Below are 16,570 nucleotides of genomic sequence, written 5' to 3'. Positions count from 1 at the left end.
ATAATCTTTATTGTTTGAGTTTATTATGGTTGTTGCGCAATTTATAAAAATGTCACTGTATGCATTGTCAGCTGTTTGCATATTAATGCATTGGCAAGCATATGCAGTAGAACATATAGCCCCTACAGCCCACTCAACTATTATTGAAAATGATATTAAACGCTTGGCACCAGGGGATGAAATTAAAACCATTGAGCTTGGCGACACCCCATTTTTAACCTTACATCGTGAGTACATGAGCGCTGATTTTAGAGGTGTGGTGATTCTAATACCCGACTGGCAATCGAGCCCTACAAACAGTTCTGGCATGAACTTTTTGCGCAAAGAGTTAAATAACCATGGCTATAGCACTTACGCTATGACGGTGCCCGATATTAATTGGCAAGCTGCTGAGCAGAGCAGCGAGGCAGATAATCAACCGGCTGCAGCAGATAACAGCACGCCAACTGACCCGCCTCATCATGTTGATTATATTGAGCAGGTCAATGTTGACGTATTAGATAACTACAAAACAAATTTAATTGCTCGCTATGAGGCCCTCTATCAGCAAGCGATTGAAGCCTCGAATGATATCGTGGTTATTGCTCAAGGAACCAGTGCGGGAGTATTAATGGAGCACTATGCTGATTTTTCAGATTTACAGATCAATGCATTTATTAGTTTAAGTAGCTTTTTACCAAATTCACAGCGTAATGCGCGTTTGAGCCAAACCACCTCTTTAGTGACACCTGCGTTATTAGATATTTATTTTTCAGGCGATCATAACGATATTTTAATGAACCTTAAAAACCGTCAGCGTTGGGTTAACCGTAATGCAAAGTTTGATTACCGCCAGCGCCAGCTGTTTGGATTGCGCGACGCGCCGCAGCAACATGCACGCTTGAGCAAAGAAATAGACGGTTTTTTACGCCGCCTTTTTTAAATACTCGTATGCCGCTTGAATATCTTGGCTTTTTTTAACTGCCACTTCCATCATGTGCTTAGGTAAACCTTGAGATACCAGTTTATCAGGATGGTGCTGAGCCATAAGCTTACGGTACGCTAGTTTAATATCACGTTGCGAGGCGTCTTTATTTAGCCCTAATAAGGCCAATGCCTGCGAGCGATTCATATCATTACTTGACGGTACATGATGCCCTGAGCCTTCTCGGTAACTACTACTTTGACTTTGCTGCTGTCTAAAGCGCTGCTGTTGCTGCCTAAAATTAAACTCTGCTTGATAACGTTTTAGCACAAACGCAAAGTGCGCTTTAGATACGCCCAACTGCTTACTAACTTCTTGCAGTAATTGCTTTTCTTGTGCGGCAAGTACCCCGTCAGAAAACGCCATCTGGATTTGAATTTCTAAAAATAACTGCAGTAAATCGTAACGTTTAGCAAAGCGTTCTTTAAAGTCATAAACCGTGTCTTTAAGTGAAAAGTCGCTGTCTTTACCCGATTGAAACGCCTGCTGCGCTTCACGGCGTTCTTCGCCTTTTAAGCCCATTTCATCCATAAACAGCGTCGCTGCTTTAATATGGGTTTCGCTAACACGCCCATTTGACTTGGCAATATGTCCCATTACCGCAAAGCAGCTAGAGAAAAACAGTGCTTGGCGCTCGTTAACATCATCACCTTTAAATAAATTAGAAAAGCCGCCTGCCTTATCAAAATCTTTCTTTAGACTTTTATCAAACATATGGCCTAGGTATAAGCCTAAAATGGCGCCAAATATTTTGCCAAACATAAAACCAAAACAGAAACCGAGAATTTTTCCCCACATTTTAAAACTTACCTCTAGTGTTTTATATTTAGCTTATGGCGCTAATTGTTGGTTAAGAGTTGATAAACGCTCTGGTGTGCCTATATCGTCCCATTGGCCAATATAGAGTTCAGTGGAGACTAAATGTTCATTTAATTTTTCACGCAGTAAAGGCCCTAACGGGCGGATACCAGGGGTCAACCCTTCAAAAAAATCAGCTTGATAACGGCCAATTCCAGAGAAGGTATAGCGCTGTTCACTATTAGGTAAATGACTTAGGGTAAAATCGCCTTCTGGGTTATGCGCAGGGTTTTCAACCAATACAATGTGCGCCTCTTTTGGCTGTAAATGCAGCTGCATTAATGCGCTAACATCGTAATCGCTGTAAACATCACCATTAATCACAATAAATGACTCACCGAGTAAAGGAAGTGCTTGAATAATACCCCCTGCAGTTTCAAGCCCGCCAGTCACCTCTTGGCTATAGGTTATGGTTACCCCCCATGCACTGCCATCTGCAAAATAGGCTTTTATTTTATCTCCTTGCCACGCAAGGTTAATCACAATTTGGCTAATGCCAGCCGCTTTTAAGCGCATAATATGATGTTCAATAAGTGGCTTACCTGCCACACATAACATAGGTTTTGGCAGCTGTGCGGTGAGCGGCATCATGCGTTTTCCGCGTCCAGCAGCTAAAATCATGGCCTTCATAATTGTTCCTCTTTTAACCGCTGCTGTACCTTTGGCATCACGCTAGCTTTTATCCAATCTGATAAGTCGTAAAGCTCCGGATATTGTGCCGCTACCTCTATTACGTATTCAAGCGTAGGAAGTATATTCGCTAAGTAACCTTTTTTGCCATCACGTAGGTACAAGCGACAAAAAATACCCGCCGCTTTTAAATGCCGCTGCAAGCCGGTTAAATCAAACCAATACTTAAATTGTGCAAATGACTCATTAGTTATTAAGCCTTGGCGCTTAAATTCGTCATAGCCAAACTCGAGTAAGTGAGTAAGCTCGTCATTAGGCAACTTAAAGTAACAATCTCTTAAAAGCGAGACCAAGTCATAACATAATGGGCCTTGTACCGCGTCTTGATAATCAATAATTGCCCATTGCTGCTCGCAGCGCATAATATTACGACTATGGTAATCACGGTGCATAGTCACTGTAGGTTGTTCAAGCAGTGTATTGATTAACAACGAAGTGCTTGTTTGCCAAATATTTTGTTGCTCAGTGCTGAGCTCTGCACTAATAAAATCATTAACCAACCAGTTTTTAAAAATATCCAACTCAAGTGCAATAAAATCACTGTCGTACGGGTTCATTGCCGGTGCTTTTGGCGTTTTAGCCCACTTGGCACTTAAACTGATCAGCTGCTGGTAATACTCACTTCGATTGGCATCATCAAGCAAGTCAGCTAAATGGGTGCTGCCCAAATCACTTAAAATAAAAAAGCCTTGCTGCTCGTCACTATAAATAATGGATGGCAATAAAAAGCCCTGCTCAGAAAACACCTTATTTAATGCAATATAAGGGACGTTGTTAACTTTTTTTGGATCGGAGTCCATCACAATAAAGCTTTTATTTTCAAAATTTAATCTATAGTAACGGCGAAAACTGGCATCTGCGGTTATTGCATTAAGCGCGCAGGATTGCTCACTAAAGTGAGTATTAATAAACTGTTGTAAACTCTCAAAGCGTGTCATTTTATAAGCTATCTATTTTTCACTAATTACTTTGCCATTGTTTTCCTTTATTATGTATAGCTTGTAACTAATCACAGAGCATAAAGGTCGATAAATGAGCAAAACCTGGGGCATTTTGATGCTAAGCGTACTGAGCGCACCATCGCTTGCCGAAACTGAACTGACACACAATTTTTGTGGCACTTCAATGCAAACCAGAGCTTGGCAACCGCTAGCTGGCCTTGAGCTTGGAACGGTTGATATCAGCGCTGATGACGTTGAGCTTTTAGGCACACAAAGCGCTGAATTTACTGGCAATGTTAATATTAACACCGTTAACATGAGTTTGTCCGCACAATCAGCACTGATTGATAAACAACGCGGCCTGCTCAATGCTACCGGCCCTATTACCTATCGCGATTATGTGAGTAAAGTTCAAAGTGCGGGCTTAAACGCCGATTTAAACAACTCAGCATTTAGCTTATTAGGCGCACAATACAGCCTAACACAACAGCAAGGCAAAGGCGGCGCGGAAAAACTCACCATCGACAAGTCTGGCTTAATGCTGATGAATGCAAGCTTTACTGCTTGCCCAGGTAATACGCCTGTGTGGGCTATTGAAGCCGACGAAATTAATTTATCACGAGAAGAAGGCTGGGGTGAAACCTACAATGCGGTGCTACGTATTTTAGACACGCCAGTACTCTATTTACCTTATTTTACTTTCCCACTCGATGAGCGCCGTAAGTCAGGCTTATTAACGCCCAGCTTTTCAAGTTCAGATCGTTATGGGTTAGAGACTATTACGCCTTATTATTGGAATATTGCTCCAAACTATGATGCAACCATTACGCCGCGTTATATGTCACGTAAAGGTTTACAGCTACAAACTGAATTTAGATATCTAACTCCAGAACACCAAGGTTTAGTGGCTGTTGAATACTTAAATAAAGATGACTCAGAGCCTGAGCTTGACGAGCGTTTTTTGTTTCATTGGCAACAAAAAAGCTATATAGGCGAAGACTGGCGAGCCAGTATTGATATTACCAATGTCAGTGATGATAACTACCTCACTGATTTAAACTCAACTTATGCAAGTAAAACCGATACTCAGCTTTATCGTACCGGCTCACTAACTCACATGGGCGAGATGTGGCGTACTGATATAAAAATACAAAACTTTGAAGTACTCGGTGACCACTTAGAGTCATATACAGCCTTACCGCAAGTTAGCTTTACACAAACTACGCCGTGGAAAATTGATTACTTCGATTTTACTGTTTCAGGGGAGCTGAGCCACTTTACTAATAGCTCAGCGGTTATTGATCAAGCAACTCGCGTGCATATAGAACCTAAAGCACGCTTTGATTACAAAGAGTATGCCTGGTCGTTTTTATCTGAAGTGAGCTTATTGCAAACTAACTATAAACAAGACGGTGATTTACAGGGTACACAGTATAGTGATAATGTTTCGCGCACATTGCCAAAAGTGCGCTTATATTCTCAGCTTAACTTTGAGCGTGATACCTCAATTTTTATCGACGATGGTATTCAAACCTTAGAACCACAAATTCAGTATTTATATACACCCAATAAAGATCAGTCTGATATTGGCTTGTACGATACCACTAAATTACAAGATGACTTTTTTGGCTTATTTAGAGATGCGCGTTTTTCAAGTGTTGACCGTATTGCCGCTGCGAATCAGTTTACGCTTGGGGCAACCACCCGTTTATTTGATAATAAAAATGAAGAAGTATTTAACTTCAGCGCAGGCCAAATATTTTATTTAAGTGACTCAGCCAAGCCCACAGAGCAAGGGCTTAACAGTGACAGTAACTACAATGCCTTGTTTGCAGCGCAAACCATGTTACATTGGCACCGCCGCTGGTATTTATCGGGTGGAATTCAGTACGACACAGATGGCAAGCAAATTATCCAGTCAAATTTAACCTTAGACTATAAAGGTGACGATAATCAGCTGGTTCAATTGAACCATCGCTATGCAAATGATGTCTCAGGAAATACAATCGAACAAGCGGGCTTATTTACAAGCATCCCTATTAGTGACGAATGGCAATTTATTGCAAGTTACCATCGCGATCTTGATAATAACCGCAGTATTGAAGTATTTAGTGGATTACAGTATGAATCGTGCTGTTGGGCGTTCCAAATTACTGGCCATCGTCAAATTGAAACTGATTTAAATCAGTCAATTGGGCAACCCCAAGCCACTTTTGATTCGAGCATTCGTTTGAATTTTGTATTAAAAGGGCTTGGTAGTAAAAGCCGTTATGATGCTCAAAAATTATTACAACAAGGTATTTTTGGTTATCGTAGGCCGTATTTTCTTAATGACTAAACTGCATTTTGTATAGTAAAAATTTACAAATAACTATATCAATCTAGCCGCATTTAGCATTACAACAGTACTATTAGTAAGAGTAGTAAAAAGAATATGAATTTAAAAAAATTATTAACATCAGCAGTTTTAACGTTTAGCTTATGCCAAAGTGCATTCGCCGCTCCGGTCGAAATAGACAAAGTAATTGGTATTGTAAACCAAGGCGTTATTTTAAAAAGTGAAGTTGACACCATTGTTGATCGTGTTAAAAAACAAGCAGAAGAACAAGACCAACAGCTGCCAAAAGACGAAACACTGCGCGTACAAGCAATTGAGCGCTTAGTTAATCAAACGCTAATGATGCAAATGGCTGAGCGCATGGGCTTAGAGATTTCAGATAGCCAGCTTGACCAAACACTCGCCAACATGGCCAAAGAGCAAGGCGGTACAATTGCTGATTTACGTCGAACTATTGAAGCGTCGGGTGAAAGCTTTCAAGCTTACCGTGAAGAAATTCGTAAAGAGATAACCACGCAACAAGTAACGCGTGCAAACGTAGACCGCCGTATATATGTAAGCGACCAAGAAATTGATAACTTACTAAAAATTATGGATAGCCAAGGCCAAAATGCCGAAGAATACGATATTGGTCATATTCTTATCGATATTCCAAGCGGGGCAAGTGCAGACGACGTAAGCTCTGCAAAAACACGCGCAGACAAAGTAATTGAACTGCTGCAAGACGGCCAAGAATTTAAGCGTATTGCTATTTCTTCATCTAGTGGCTCAAAAGCGCTTGAGGGAGGTCAATTAGGCTGGATGGGCATTAACGAAATGCCATCTTTATTTGCAGAAGCTGTAAAAGGTCAAAAGAAAGATGCGATTATTGGCCCGCTTCGCTCTGGCGCAGGTTTTCACATTATTAAGGTGCAAGACGTACGTGGTCGCCAAGTAGTAGAAACCACAGAAGTTAAATCTCGTCATATTCTTATTAAGCCTTCAATTATTTTAAGCGAAGAAAAAGCCCGCACTATGCTAACTGGCTTTGTTAAGGATTTACGTGCTGGAAATGCTGACTTTGCAGAACTAGCTAAAGAGCACTCGCAAGATCCAGGCTCAGCACTTAAAGGCGGACAATACGACTGGACTGATCCAACTACCTACGTACCTGCGTTTAGAGATACATTACTATCTCTTGATCAAAACGAAATCAGCGAACCATTTAGAACTCAGTATGGTTGGCACATTGTACAGTTATTAGATACACGCGTTGCTGATAAAACCGAGCAAGCTAAACGTAATCGTGCACATGGCATGTTGTTTAATCGTAAATTTAAAGAAGAAAGCTTTAACTGGCAGCAAGAAATGCGCGAACAAGCCCATGTTGAAATTTTCCCAACAGACGAATAATTATGACCTTAAGAATTGCGGTAACCCCTGGTGAGCCTGCTGGCATTGGCCCTGACTTGCTATTAAAACTGGCACAGCACAGCTGGGATGCACAGCTAGTAGCGATTGCAGATGCATCGCTACTAAAGCAGCGCGCTAAACATTTAGGTTTAAACATTAAGTTAATTGAATTTGATGAAAGCGCCGAAGCCATGCCTACAGCGGCTGGCAGCTTATATATAAAACAGATTGATTTAGCCGAGTCAGTTGAACTGGGTGTGCTAAATGACGCAAACGGTCAATACGTACTAGATACACTGCGTATCGCCAGTGAGAAGAATATGGACGGCACTTTTGATGCCGTTGTTACTGGCCCTGTTCATAAAGGTATTATTAACCAAGCCGGTATTTCTTTTAGTGGCCACACTGAGTACTTTGCTCAACAGTCGGGCACCGCTGATGTTGTTATGTTATTGGCTACCGAAGGGCTGCGAGTTGCATTAGTAACAACGCATATCCCGCTTGCTTATGTTGCTCGTGCTATTACCCAAGAGCGACTGGTTAAAGTGGCTAATATTCTTAATCATGACTTAAAAACCAAGTTTGGTATTGAGCAACCGCGTATTTTAGTCTGTGGCTTAAACCCGCACGCTGGTGAAGATGGCCATTTAGGCCGCGAAGAAATCGACACGATAACGCCTACACTTGACATACTAAGAGCTGAAGGGATGAACTTAATCGGTCCTTTACCAGCAGATACATTATTTCAAGATAAATACCTAAATGAAGCCGATGCAGTACTGGCTATGTATCACGATCAGGGATTACCTGTGCTAAAATACAAAGGATTTGGTAAGTCAGTGAATATAACTCTTGGCCTTCCATTTATCCGCACTTCAGTCGACCACGGTACTGCGCTTGATTTAGCCGGTACAGGCGATGCTGATGTTGGCAGTTTTGAATTAGCGATCCGCGAAGCAATTAAGCTCGCCCATGAAAAAGCACAGAATCAATGACCGATAAAGTACATTTAGGACACCGCGCCCGTAAACGTTTTGGCCAAAACTTTTTATTCGATGAATCAATCATCGATAAAATTGTCACCGCTATTGATCCCAAGCCGCAAGATAATTTAGTCGAAATTGGCCCAGGCCTTGGCGCTATTACTGAGCCTGTAGCCGATTTAAGTGGCCATTTAACGGTTGTTGAGCTAGATAAAGATTTAGCCCAACGTTTAATTGAACACCCTTTTTTAGGGCCTAAATTAACCGTAAACCAAGGCGATGCAATGAAGTTTGATTTTGCAAGCCTAGTTAAAGACGACAAAAAGCTAAAAGTATTTGGTAACCTACCGTACAACATTTCTACTCCTTTGTTGTTTCACCTTTTTGAATTTGCCGATCATATTGAGCACATGCACTTTATGCTGCAAAAAGAAGTGGTAAAGCGCATGGTTGCAGGTCCAGGTAGCAAAACCTTTGGCCGCTTGAGTGTAATGACTCAATACTACTGTAATGCGATGCCTGTAGTAGAAGTACCGCCTGAGTGCTTCAAACCTGCACCTAAAGTAGATTCTGCGGTTATTCGTCTAATCCCTAAAAAGGCAGAACAGCGCACAGCTAAAAGCGTTAAAATACTAAATACAGTCTGTTTAGAAGCGTTTAATCAACGTCGTAAAACACTGCGCAACAGCCTAGGCAACCTTTTAACCGCTGAAGAGTTAACCAGCATTGGCATTGATATTACCTTGCGTGCTGAGAGCCTGTCGTTACAACAATTTATTGATATAGCTAACTGGATTTATGACAACAAGCAGTAATATGGGATCACCTGTAAAGGTATCTGTAGAAACATTTTATGTAGAAGAGCAATCGCAACCTGAACTTGATAAATTTGTATTTGCTTATTCCGTTACTATAAAAAACCACAGTTTATGTAGTGCAAAACTACTTAGCCGCTATTGGTTAATTACCGATGCCAACGGTAAAGAAGTAGAAGTGCAAGGCGAAGGTGTGGTGGGTGAAACCCCAGATATAGCCCCTGGTGAAAGTTACAAATACACCAGTGGTGCAATATTAGATACTCCCGTAGGCACCATGCAAGGGCATTACACTTTACGAAACGAGTTTGGTGCTGAGTTTGAAGCACCAATAAATGTGTTCCGTTTAGCTTGCCCTAATATCTTACACTGATTAAAACAGCGACTAATGGCTGACTACGCAATAGGTGATTTACAAGGCTGCTTTAACGAATTTAATTTATTGTTAAAGCAAGTCGACTTTAACCCCAGCAAAGACCACCTCTACCTAGTAGGTGATATTGTTGCTCGCGGCCCAGACTCCAAAGCGTGCCTTGATTATATTTATCAACATCAAGACAGCGTTAGCGTCACATTAGGCAATCATGACTTACACATGATTGCCTGTTATTTAAACAATGTTGCACCCAACCCTAAAGACAAACTAACGACACTGTTCAACAGCAGTAAACTCCCCGACTACATCGCGTTTTTACAAACTCAGCCTTTAGCTCTTTATTTAGAGCAGTATGATTGTTTTATCTCTCACGCAGGACTTAATCCTGATTGGTCATGCGAGCAAGCCATTCAGCATGCCCAATTCGCGCAGCAATGCTATGGTGCTGACAACGCTCAATACTTCTTAAAAAACATGTATCAGCCTCACCCACTTTCATGGAGTGAGCAGCTCGATGACGCTGCAAAGTTTCGCTATATCGTTAATTATTTCACCCGTATGCGCTTTATTACGCCTGATAATTTGCTTGATTTTAATGCAAAAGAAGCAACAGCCAATAGCCACTCATTAATTCCTTGGTTTTCTCACCCTAAAATCGTTAACGCTCAACATGACCTTATTTTTGGTCATTGGGCTGCCCTTGAAGGTCAAACTCCCTACAAACACCTGTACGCTCTAGACACAGGTTGCGTCTGGGGCGGCTCAATGACCTTAATAGATTTACAAAGCAAACAAAAATTTTCAGAAAAATCACAACTTTTGTCTAAATAAACTGAAAAAAGTTAATACATCTGTTAAGTTTAAGAGTGGATGTTAAATTGTATAATTACAAAACATTCACAATAATGTGTAAAAAATAGCAATGCTCTTATAATTGAGTTAAACATAGACAGTAAACGAGTGTTATTGCCTAAATTATTTTTTATCTTTAATAAAAGACTTAGTTTGTAATTAAGTTTTGCGGTAAATTTAGCAACTAACTATTAACAGTAAAAATTAATTATTTTTAATTACTTAACTTATTGTTGAAAGCGCCGATAAGTTTTAATAGACGTATTTTTGAATGGAAAACCATATGAATCTAACAGTGAGTCAACGTATTTGGGGTGGTTTTATATTTATCACTTTATTACTTTTAATTATTGGCGGTAACTCTTTAATAAAAATAGCAAATATAGATCGTTCAACTCAAAAAGTTAATCAGCTATCGCTTCCTGCATTAAACAAGAGCGCTCAGTTACAAGCAGAATTTATTTTGATGAGTAAAGCCGCTCAAGCTAGTTTCCATATAACATCGGCTCAAGAACTCGCCACGTTAAAAGCGCAAATAGAAGAGCAAAAACAAATATTTAATAAATTGCACCGCGAACTACAACAAGTTGTTAAAGACGATCCACAGCTAAACAAAAGCAGCCTTGAAGTTGAAAAAACCTACCAGAGCTTTTCAAATATCATAAACAGCCTGCTTAAAGATAAAAACACCCAGCTAGTGCTTAACAAAAAGCTCAAAGTGCAACTAGAAACCGTTGAGCTCGCGGCAGAAGATGCCAACTCTATGGTACTTGATATTATTGATATTGATGGTTTAGAGGATAATCATCCACGCGCTTATCAAGCAGCTAATAATCTAGAAAATAACTTTATGTCCGTGGTTACCAGCAGCACCGACATGCTAACCGTTAAAACGCTTAACACGCTCGATATTATTAAAAATGAACAAGTGTATTACTTTGAAGAAGTCGTTCGTACCGTTTCATTAATAAAGCCGGCGATAGAGCAAAGTCACAGCAGCTTGTTTAATGACTTAAAGGGTTATGTAGATACCCTAGAGAGCAATATTTTAGGTAACGATAGCCTTTCAGCGAATAAAAAACGCCTTATTGACGCAATAAGCACAACCGAGCGTGAATTAGCAGAGTCTGAAAAAGCGACTAAAACAGCGCTTAGCCAAATTGACGAATTAGTATTACAAGCCAGTGGCGTTGCATTTACATTACAAGAGGGCGTACGTAGTGACGTAAACTCAGCTAATTTATGGACATGGATAGGTATGATCATTGCGACTATTATCGCTGTGCTTGTAGCCATCATTACGGTTAACCGTATTACTAAGCCATTAGCGGAAGTAAATCGTATTCTAGATATTGTTGCCAGTGGTGATATGACTCAACGCTTAGATGACAGCGCAAAAGATGAATTTGGTGAATTATCGAAAAGTTGTAATACCTTAATCGATAGTTTACGTAGCTTAATCACCGGTATTATTTCACGTTCAACACAACTTGCAGCCGCTTCTGAGCAAACCTCAACAATTACCGGTGAATCAAGCAAAGCAATCAGTAATCAGCAAGCGCAAGTAGAGCAAGCAGCAACCGCAACCACTGAAATGAGCAGCACATCACAAACAGTGAGTAATAGTGCACAACAAGCACTGAGCGAAATTAAAAATGCCGATAAAGAAGCGGAGCGCGTTAAAGGTATTTCAAATCAAAATAAAGCAACCATTGAGCAACTCGCCTACGAGGTAGACGAAGCATCAAGTGTTATCAATAAACTACACAAAGATAGCGCATCAATTGGTAGTATTTTAGATGTTATTCGCGGTATTGCCGAGCAAACTAACTTACTCGCACTTAATGCAGCGATTGAAGCCGCTCGTGCCGGAGAGTACGGCAGAGGCTTTGCTGTGGTAGCTGATGAAGTAAGATCACTTGCAAGTAAAACACAAGAGTCGACCCAAGAAATTCAATCTATGATTGAGTCACTACAGTCGGGCGCTGAAGAAGCGGTTAAAGCTATGGAAAAAGGTAAAGAACGCGCGGTTTCGTGTGTTGAGCAAAGTGACTTAGCCAACAGTGCACTGGATTCAATTACCCTTGCAGTATCACAAGCGCATAATGTCAGTGAAGAGATATCAACAGCAGCACAAGAGCAACAACAAGTATCACAAGAGATCAGTGAGCGCTTAGAGTCTATTGTTGCTATTGCCGAGCAAACAGCAGAAGGCGCTGTACAAACGAATATTTCAAGTTCAGAAGTGGCTAAATTAGCCGAAGAACTAAGAATATCAGTAGAGAACTTTAAAGTATAAATATCGCGCTGTAAGTAGCCTTAGAGCTACTTACAGCTCATACCCTAGTAAGTCAGCGTAAAGCCTCCTTCTTCCTCTTCAGGCATACTTAAACAGCTCATAACCGCACTCTAAATCCACAACACCAAACGACTTAGCTCGTAAAATTATTTAATGCTCATACTCTTTATGTTTTTTAGTTATAAACAACTGATGCCATTATCTACGGAATAATTAGTGCTTAACAAAAGCCAATTAGCGATTTAATTCAATGGGTATCATTACGGTGATATGGTTTCGGTGGATGATAGAGCAGATTTTAAAAACAAAAAACCCAGCATAAGCTGGGTTTTTACATTTCTGAAAGAAAACTAAATTACTTGATTTTAGCTTCTTTGAAAATCACATGTTTACGAGCCTTAGGATCGAATTTTTTGATTTCCATTTTTTCAGGCATGTTACGCTTGTTCTTGTCGGTAGTGTAGAAAAAACCAGTACCAGCAGTTGAAACTAAACGGATCTTATCGCGCATAATTCAGTTCCTTAAACTTTTTCGCCACGAGCACGGATTTCAGTAAGAACCGTGTCAATGCCTTTTTTATCGATAATACGCATACCTTTAGTAGTAGTGCGTAATGTTACAAAACGTTTTTCACTTTCAACCCAAAAACGGTGTGTTTGTAGGTTAGGTAGGAAACGACGTTTAGTCGCGTTTCTCGCGTGTGAACGGTGGTTACCAACCGCTGGACGCTTACCTGTAACTTGACATACTTTAGACATGTCTATATATCTCCAATAACTTCGCTCGAGCTTAATTTTCCCTAAGGCCATGTATTTGTGCCCTAGAGATAAATCGAAGGGCGCTCTTTATACAGCTTTTACAGGCAAAGATCAAATACTGATCTTATCCAACCAGCTCATGTGTAAATTTGATAGCGGCTAATTATAAAGATCGAATGCCCTTAGGGAAAGTAAAAACTGCATTTAAATTAAACTAATTTGCCAAAACGCACTAAACCGCTCATTTTTAGCACATATCTGAAGCGATAAACTCAAATCAGTCCCCGTTCGGCAAACGAAACACTGCTTTCACCACCAATAATAATATGATCCAACACATTTATGTCGACTAATTGCAGTGCTTGGCACAACTTATTGGTAATGAGCTTATCGGCCTGACTCGGTTCTGCAATACCACTGGGGTGATTATGTGAAAAAATAACCGCCGCCGCATTATTTTTCAGTGCCGCCTTTACCACTTCACGCGGATATACACTGGCCGCATTAATTGTGCCGTAAAATAATATTTCATCTTTTAATAAACGATTTTGACTATCAAGGTACAACACCATAAATACCTCTTGCTGCAATCCACGCATTTGCAGCGTTAAATAGTCATAAACGGCTTGTGGGGAGTTAAAAACGGCGTCGCGCACAAAGCCCTCTTGCATGTATCGCTGGCTTAGTTCAAGTACTGCTTGTAGCTGAACATATTTAGCCATTCCCAAGCCTTTTTGCGCACAAAATTCATCCATACTGGCATTAAACAAATTATGCAGGGTTTTATTTTCGTTGATCAGATGCTGCGCCAACTCTATGGCATTCATGCCGGGTAGGCCCGTGCGCAAAAATATAGCTAATAGTTCAGCATCAGAGAGTGCCTTTGCGCCCTTTTCTAGCAGTTTTTCTCGCGGGCGGAGCGAATTAGGCAGTGACGTTAATTGCATGATTCATCCTTGAAAGATTACTGTACTGTATAACTGTAATGCAAAATCAAAAATTAGCGCGATAAAACGCATTTTATCTTAGCTGTCACGCTCAAGATTTGTTATTTTAGCCACCATATTTTATAAAATTGATGAACAACCATGATTAATTTAACAAATAAAAAAATAGTGCTGGGTATTAGCGGTGGAATTGCAGCCTATAAATGTGCTGAACTCGTAAGACGCTTAAAAGACCATGGTTGTGACGTTAAAGTAGTAATGACCGAATCAGCAAAACATTTTATCACCCCGCTAACCATGCAAGCAGTGAGTGGTGAAATGGTGTCTGACTCATTACTAGACCCTTCAGCCGAAGCCGCTATGGGGCACATTGAATTTGCAAAATGGGCTGATTTAATTTTAGTTGCTCCTGCCACCAGCAATATTATTGCAAAAATGGCGGTAGGCATTGCTGATGATCTACTTACTACGTTATTACTCGCAACTCCTGCAAAAGTTGCCATCGCACCAGCTATGAATCAGCAAATGTATGCTCACCCTGCAACGCAAGCTAATTTAGCCACTTTAAAAGCACGCAACGTTGCTATATGGGGGCCAGGCAAAGGCGAGCAAGCTTGTGGCGATGTCGGTGCTGGGCGAATGCTTGAACCGCATGAATTAGTGAGTTTATGCACTGAACCTGCGCAACCACAACTCTTAGCAGGTAAAACAATTACAATTACTGCAGGTCCAACCCGTGAACCTCTCGATCCTGTTCGTTTTATATCAAATCATAGCTCTGGAAAAATGGGCTATGCACTGGCGCAAGCTGCGTTATCATTTGGCGCACACGTGAACTTAATCTCAGGTCCGGTAACTATTTCAGCACCGCAAGGTGTTAATTTAATTAATATAGAAAGTGCTGAACAGTTACTGCATGAGTCACTCAAATATGCGCCTCACTCAGATGCCTTTATTGGTTGTGCCGCTGTGGCCGATTATCGTGCAGCAAGTATCGCTACGCAAAAAATGAAAAAACAAGGCGATGAACTCACTCTTAGCTTAGTTAAAAACCCAGATGTAATAGCCGCGGTTGCAAACCTCACACAAAACCGTCCTTACACCGTGGGCTTCGCCGCAGAAACGCAGAACGTTGCTAATTACGCAAAGGGGAAACTAACCAATAAAAACCTCGATATGATTTGTGCCAACGATGTATCGCAAAGTGACTTGGGCTTCAATTCAGAGCGTAACGCACTCACTCTTTACTGGCAAAATGAACAACTCGATTTACCTGAAACCAGTAAAATAGAAATAGCGGTTAAAGTGATCGAGCAGCTCGCCAAACGATTATAAAAAGGCTGGAAACAAACTGAATAAAACATTAACATGATGACGCCTTGTGACCTTTTAGTGTAATTTTACTGCGCTAAAATAGCTTAACGCTTGCGCATTACTAATGTATCGCTGTAATACGTGCAAAAACACCCCATTGAGTATTGCGCGCTGTAACACTTGGCACAAAGCTGTGTTATCGCACATTTATGTTGAAAAAAATAACTATTAAAAAGGAATGTTCATGCCTGCGACAAAAAAAAGTAATCGCAAAGAGCAAATACTGCAAGCACTCGCACAAATGTTAGAAACCAGCCCAGGCCAGCGTATTACAACAGCCAAACTTGCCGCAGAAGTTGGCGTATCTGAAGCCGCTCTTTACCGCCACTTTCCTAGTAAAGCGCGCATGTTTGAAGGGTTAATTGAATTTATTGAAGACACGCTGCTATCACGTATTAATCTTATTTTAGATAACGAGAAAGAAAGTAAAGCGCGTGTATACAACACCCTATTACTGCTGCTAACGTTTGCTGAAAAAAACCCAGGCATAACCCGTATATTAACAGGCGATGCTCTACAGGGTGAACAAGAGCGACTTCGTGAGCGTGTACAAGGCTTGTTTGAAAAGCTAGAAACCCAATTCAAACAGATTCTTAGAGAGCGTAAATTACGTGAAGGTAAAAACTTTCAAAGTGATGAACTGACGCTAGCTAACTTTTTGCTTGCCTACGTTGAGGGTAAAATGAACCAATTTGTGCGCAGTAATTTTAGTGCACGACCTAGCGAGCAATTTGAAAAACAATGGCCAGAATTACAAAAAATTTGGTTATAAGGTTTTAGTTAATTTTGATAGCAAGGTTATTAAATTAAACTATTTAGCCATTTCTTATAATCTATTCCACATAAACTCTGTGTTCTTTTTATAAATTAGACTTAAAAATAAATTTGAACACAGAGCTGAAAGTAAAAAAATTGAAAACCACAATTAAACTTCCGCTTCCCTAACTTTTTACGGATACTTAGCACCTCGCATCCCGTAGCC

The 16,570-nt window shown here is 40.5% G+C and carries 16 protein-coding genes; 10 read left to right on the top strand and 6 right to left on the bottom strand.

What is annotated here, in order from left to right:
* Nucleotides 1–25: 25 nt before the first annotated feature.
* Entirely contained in the window at nt 26–922 is an 897-nt protein-coding gene (locus BM380_RS07130) for a DUF3530 family protein (RefSeq protein WP_090493925.1), read from the top strand.
* Here BM380_RS07130 and djlA read toward each other — a convergent pair.
* Genes djlA through BM380_RS07115 form a run of 3 tightly spaced genes read right to left on the bottom strand, consistent with a single transcriptional unit; the run spans nt 905 to nt 3,450 of the window.
* Complete coding sequence (gene djlA, locus BM380_RS07125) at nt 905–1,762, bottom strand: co-chaperone DjlA (RefSeq protein ID WP_090493762.1); 858 nt, start codon at nt 1,760–1,762, stop codon at nt 905–907. The genes BM380_RS07130 and djlA overlap by 18 nt on opposite strands.
* Nucleotides 1,763–1,795: 33 nt before the next feature.
* A complete protein-coding gene (gene murU, locus BM380_RS07120) occupies nt 1,796–2,452 on the bottom strand; it encodes an N-acetylmuramate alpha-1-phosphate uridylyltransferase MurU (RefSeq protein WP_090493760.1) in 657 nt (218 codons plus the stop codon).
* Nucleotides 2,449–3,450 carry an aminoglycoside phosphotransferase family protein gene (locus BM380_RS07115; protein ID WP_090493758.1) on the bottom strand — a complete coding sequence of 334 codons (1,002 nt, stop codon included), beginning with the start codon at nt 3,448–3,450 and terminating at the stop codon, nt 2,449–2,451. Before BM380_RS07115 ends, murU begins: the two co-directional genes overlap by 4 nt.
* A gap of 94 nt (nt 3,451–3,544) precedes the next feature.
* On the opposite strand from BM380_RS07115, the gene lptD reads away from it, so the two are divergent.
* The 7 genes from lptD to BM380_RS07080 all read left to right on the top strand — a co-directional run bounded on the left by lptD (nt 3,545) and on the right by BM380_RS07080 (nt 12,508).
* Complete coding sequence (gene lptD, locus BM380_RS07110; protein WP_090493757.1) at nt 3,545–5,791, top strand: LPS assembly protein LptD; 2,247 nt, start codon at nt 3,545–3,547, stop codon at nt 5,789–5,791.
* Nucleotides 5,792–5,887: 96 nt separating this feature from the next.
* The gene (gene surA, locus BM380_RS07105; RefSeq protein ID WP_090493755.1) at nt 5,888–7,183 is read left to right on the top strand and encodes a peptidylprolyl isomerase SurA; all 1,296 of its coding nucleotides are present in this window, start codon (nt 5,888–5,890) and stop codon (nt 7,181–7,183) included.
* 2 nt (nt 7,184–7,185) lie between these two features.
* Complete coding sequence (gene pdxA, locus BM380_RS07100; protein WP_033103982.1) at nt 7,186–8,178, top strand: 4-hydroxythreonine-4-phosphate dehydrogenase PdxA; 993 nt, start codon at nt 7,186–7,188, stop codon at nt 8,176–8,178.
* A complete protein-coding gene (gene rsmA, locus BM380_RS07095) occupies nt 8,175–8,981 on the top strand; it encodes a 16S rRNA (adenine(1518)-N(6)/adenine(1519)-N(6))-dimethyltransferase RsmA (RefSeq protein WP_010391631.1) in 807 nt (268 codons plus the stop codon). The genes pdxA and rsmA overlap by 4 nt, the downstream gene beginning before the upstream one ends.
* Nucleotides 8,965–9,354 (top strand): Co2+/Mg2+ efflux protein ApaG, encoded by a 390-nt coding sequence (gene apaG, locus BM380_RS07090; RefSeq protein ID WP_041709470.1) that lies wholly within the window; start codon nt 8,965–8,967, stop codon nt 9,352–9,354. The genes rsmA and apaG overlap by 17 nt, the downstream gene beginning before the upstream one ends.
* A gap of 15 nt (nt 9,355–9,369) precedes the next feature.
* The gene (locus BM380_RS07085) at nt 9,370–10,188 is read left to right on the top strand and encodes a symmetrical bis(5'-nucleosyl)-tetraphosphatase (protein WP_090493753.1); all 819 of its coding nucleotides are present in this window, start codon (nt 9,370–9,372) and stop codon (nt 10,186–10,188) included.
* Nucleotides 10,189–10,492: 304 nt separating this feature from the next.
* Complete coding sequence (locus BM380_RS07080; protein ID WP_090493752.1) at nt 10,493–12,508, top strand: methyl-accepting chemotaxis protein; 2,016 nt, start codon at nt 10,493–10,495, stop codon at nt 12,506–12,508.
* Between the two features lie 355 nt (nt 12,509–12,863).
* On the opposite strand, the gene rpmG is transcribed toward BM380_RS07080, so the two are convergent.
* The 3 genes from rpmG to radC all read right to left on the bottom strand — a co-directional run bounded on the left by rpmG (nt 12,864) and on the right by radC (nt 14,214).
* Nucleotides 12,864–13,019 (bottom strand): 50S ribosomal protein L33, encoded by a 156-nt coding sequence (rpmG, locus tag BM380_RS07075; RefSeq protein ID WP_004587947.1) that lies wholly within the window; start codon nt 13,017–13,019, stop codon nt 12,864–12,866.
* An 11-nt stretch (nt 13,020–13,030) separates the two neighbouring features.
* Complete coding sequence (gene rpmB, locus BM380_RS07070; protein WP_008464111.1) at nt 13,031–13,267, bottom strand: 50S ribosomal protein L28; 237 nt, start codon at nt 13,265–13,267, stop codon at nt 13,031–13,033.
* A 272-nt stretch (nt 13,268–13,539) separates the two neighbouring features.
* Entirely contained in the window at nt 13,540–14,214 is a 675-nt protein-coding gene (radC, locus tag BM380_RS07065) for a RadC family protein (RefSeq protein WP_013465906.1), read from the bottom strand.
* A gap of 141 nt (nt 14,215–14,355) precedes the next feature.
* On the opposite strand from radC, the gene coaBC reads away from it, so the two are divergent.
* Nucleotides 14,356–15,549: a bifunctional phosphopantothenoylcysteine decarboxylase/phosphopantothenate--cysteine ligase CoaBC gene (coaBC, locus tag BM380_RS07060; protein WP_090493751.1), complete on the top strand. Its 1,194-nt coding sequence runs from the start codon at nt 14,356–14,358 to the stop codon at nt 15,547–15,549.
* Nucleotides 15,550–15,772: 223 nt separating this feature from the next.
* On the top strand, nt 15,773–16,360 hold the full coding sequence (gene slmA, locus BM380_RS07055) for a nucleoid occlusion factor SlmA (RefSeq protein ID WP_008113236.1): 588 nt from the start codon (nt 15,773–15,775) through the stop codon (nt 16,358–16,360).
* The last annotated feature ends 210 nt before the right edge of the window (nt 16,361–16,570 follow it).

Origin of the sequence: Pseudoalteromonas sp. DSM 26666, from assembly GCF_900116475.1 — a bacterium.
Lineage (GTDB): Bacteria > Pseudomonadota > Gammaproteobacteria > Enterobacterales > Alteromonadaceae > Pseudoalteromonas > Pseudoalteromonas tetraodonis.
This window is presented reverse-complemented; position numbering and strand designations above follow the sequence as displayed.

Excerpts from the sequence above, each read along its gene's own strand:
- BM380_RS07130 (WP_090493925.1), top strand. The coding sequence starts at position 26 with ATGGTTGTTGCGCAATTTATAAAAATGTCACTGTATGCATTGTCAGCT.
- djlA (WP_090493762.1), bottom strand. The coding sequence starts at position 1,762 with ATGTGGGGAAAAATTCTCGGTTTCTGTTTTGGTTTTATGTTTGGCAAA.
- murU (WP_090493760.1), bottom strand. The coding sequence starts at position 2,452 with ATGAAGGCCATGATTTTAGCTGCTGGACGCGGAAAACGCATGATGCCG.
- BM380_RS07115 (WP_090493758.1), bottom strand. The coding sequence starts at position 3,450 with ATGACACGCTTTGAGAGTTTACAACAGTTTATTAATACTCACTTTAGT.
- lptD (WP_090493757.1), top strand. The coding sequence starts at position 3,545 with ATGAGCAAAACCTGGGGCATTTTGATGCTAAGCGTACTGAGCGCACCA.
- surA (WP_090493755.1), top strand. The coding sequence starts at position 5,888 with ATGAATTTAAAAAAATTATTAACATCAGCAGTTTTAACGTTTAGCTTA.
- pdxA (WP_033103982.1), top strand. The coding sequence starts at position 7,186 with ATGACCTTAAGAATTGCGGTAACCCCTGGTGAGCCTGCTGGCATTGGC.
- rsmA (WP_010391631.1), top strand. The coding sequence starts at position 8,175 with ATGACCGATAAAGTACATTTAGGACACCGCGCCCGTAAACGTTTTGGC.
- apaG (WP_041709470.1), top strand. The coding sequence starts at position 8,965 with ATGACAACAAGCAGTAATATGGGATCACCTGTAAAGGTATCTGTAGAA.
- BM380_RS07085 (WP_090493753.1), top strand. The coding sequence starts at position 9,370 with ATGGCTGACTACGCAATAGGTGATTTACAAGGCTGCTTTAACGAATTT.
- BM380_RS07080 (WP_090493752.1), top strand. The coding sequence starts at position 10,493 with ATGAATCTAACAGTGAGTCAACGTATTTGGGGTGGTTTTATATTTATC.
- rpmG (WP_004587947.1), bottom strand. The coding sequence starts at position 13,019 with ATGCGCGATAAGATCCGTTTAGTTTCAACTGCTGGTACTGGTTTTTTC.
- rpmB (WP_008464111.1), bottom strand. The coding sequence starts at position 13,267 with ATGTCTAAAGTATGTCAAGTTACAGGTAAGCGTCCAGCGGTTGGTAAC.
- radC (WP_013465906.1), bottom strand. The coding sequence starts at position 14,214 with ATGCAATTAACGTCACTGCCTAATTCGCTCCGCCCGCGAGAAAAACTG.
- coaBC (WP_090493751.1), top strand. The coding sequence starts at position 14,356 with ATGATTAATTTAACAAATAAAAAAATAGTGCTGGGTATTAGCGGTGGA.
- slmA (WP_008113236.1), top strand. The coding sequence starts at position 15,773 with ATGCCTGCGACAAAAAAAAGTAATCGCAAAGAGCAAATACTGCAAGCA.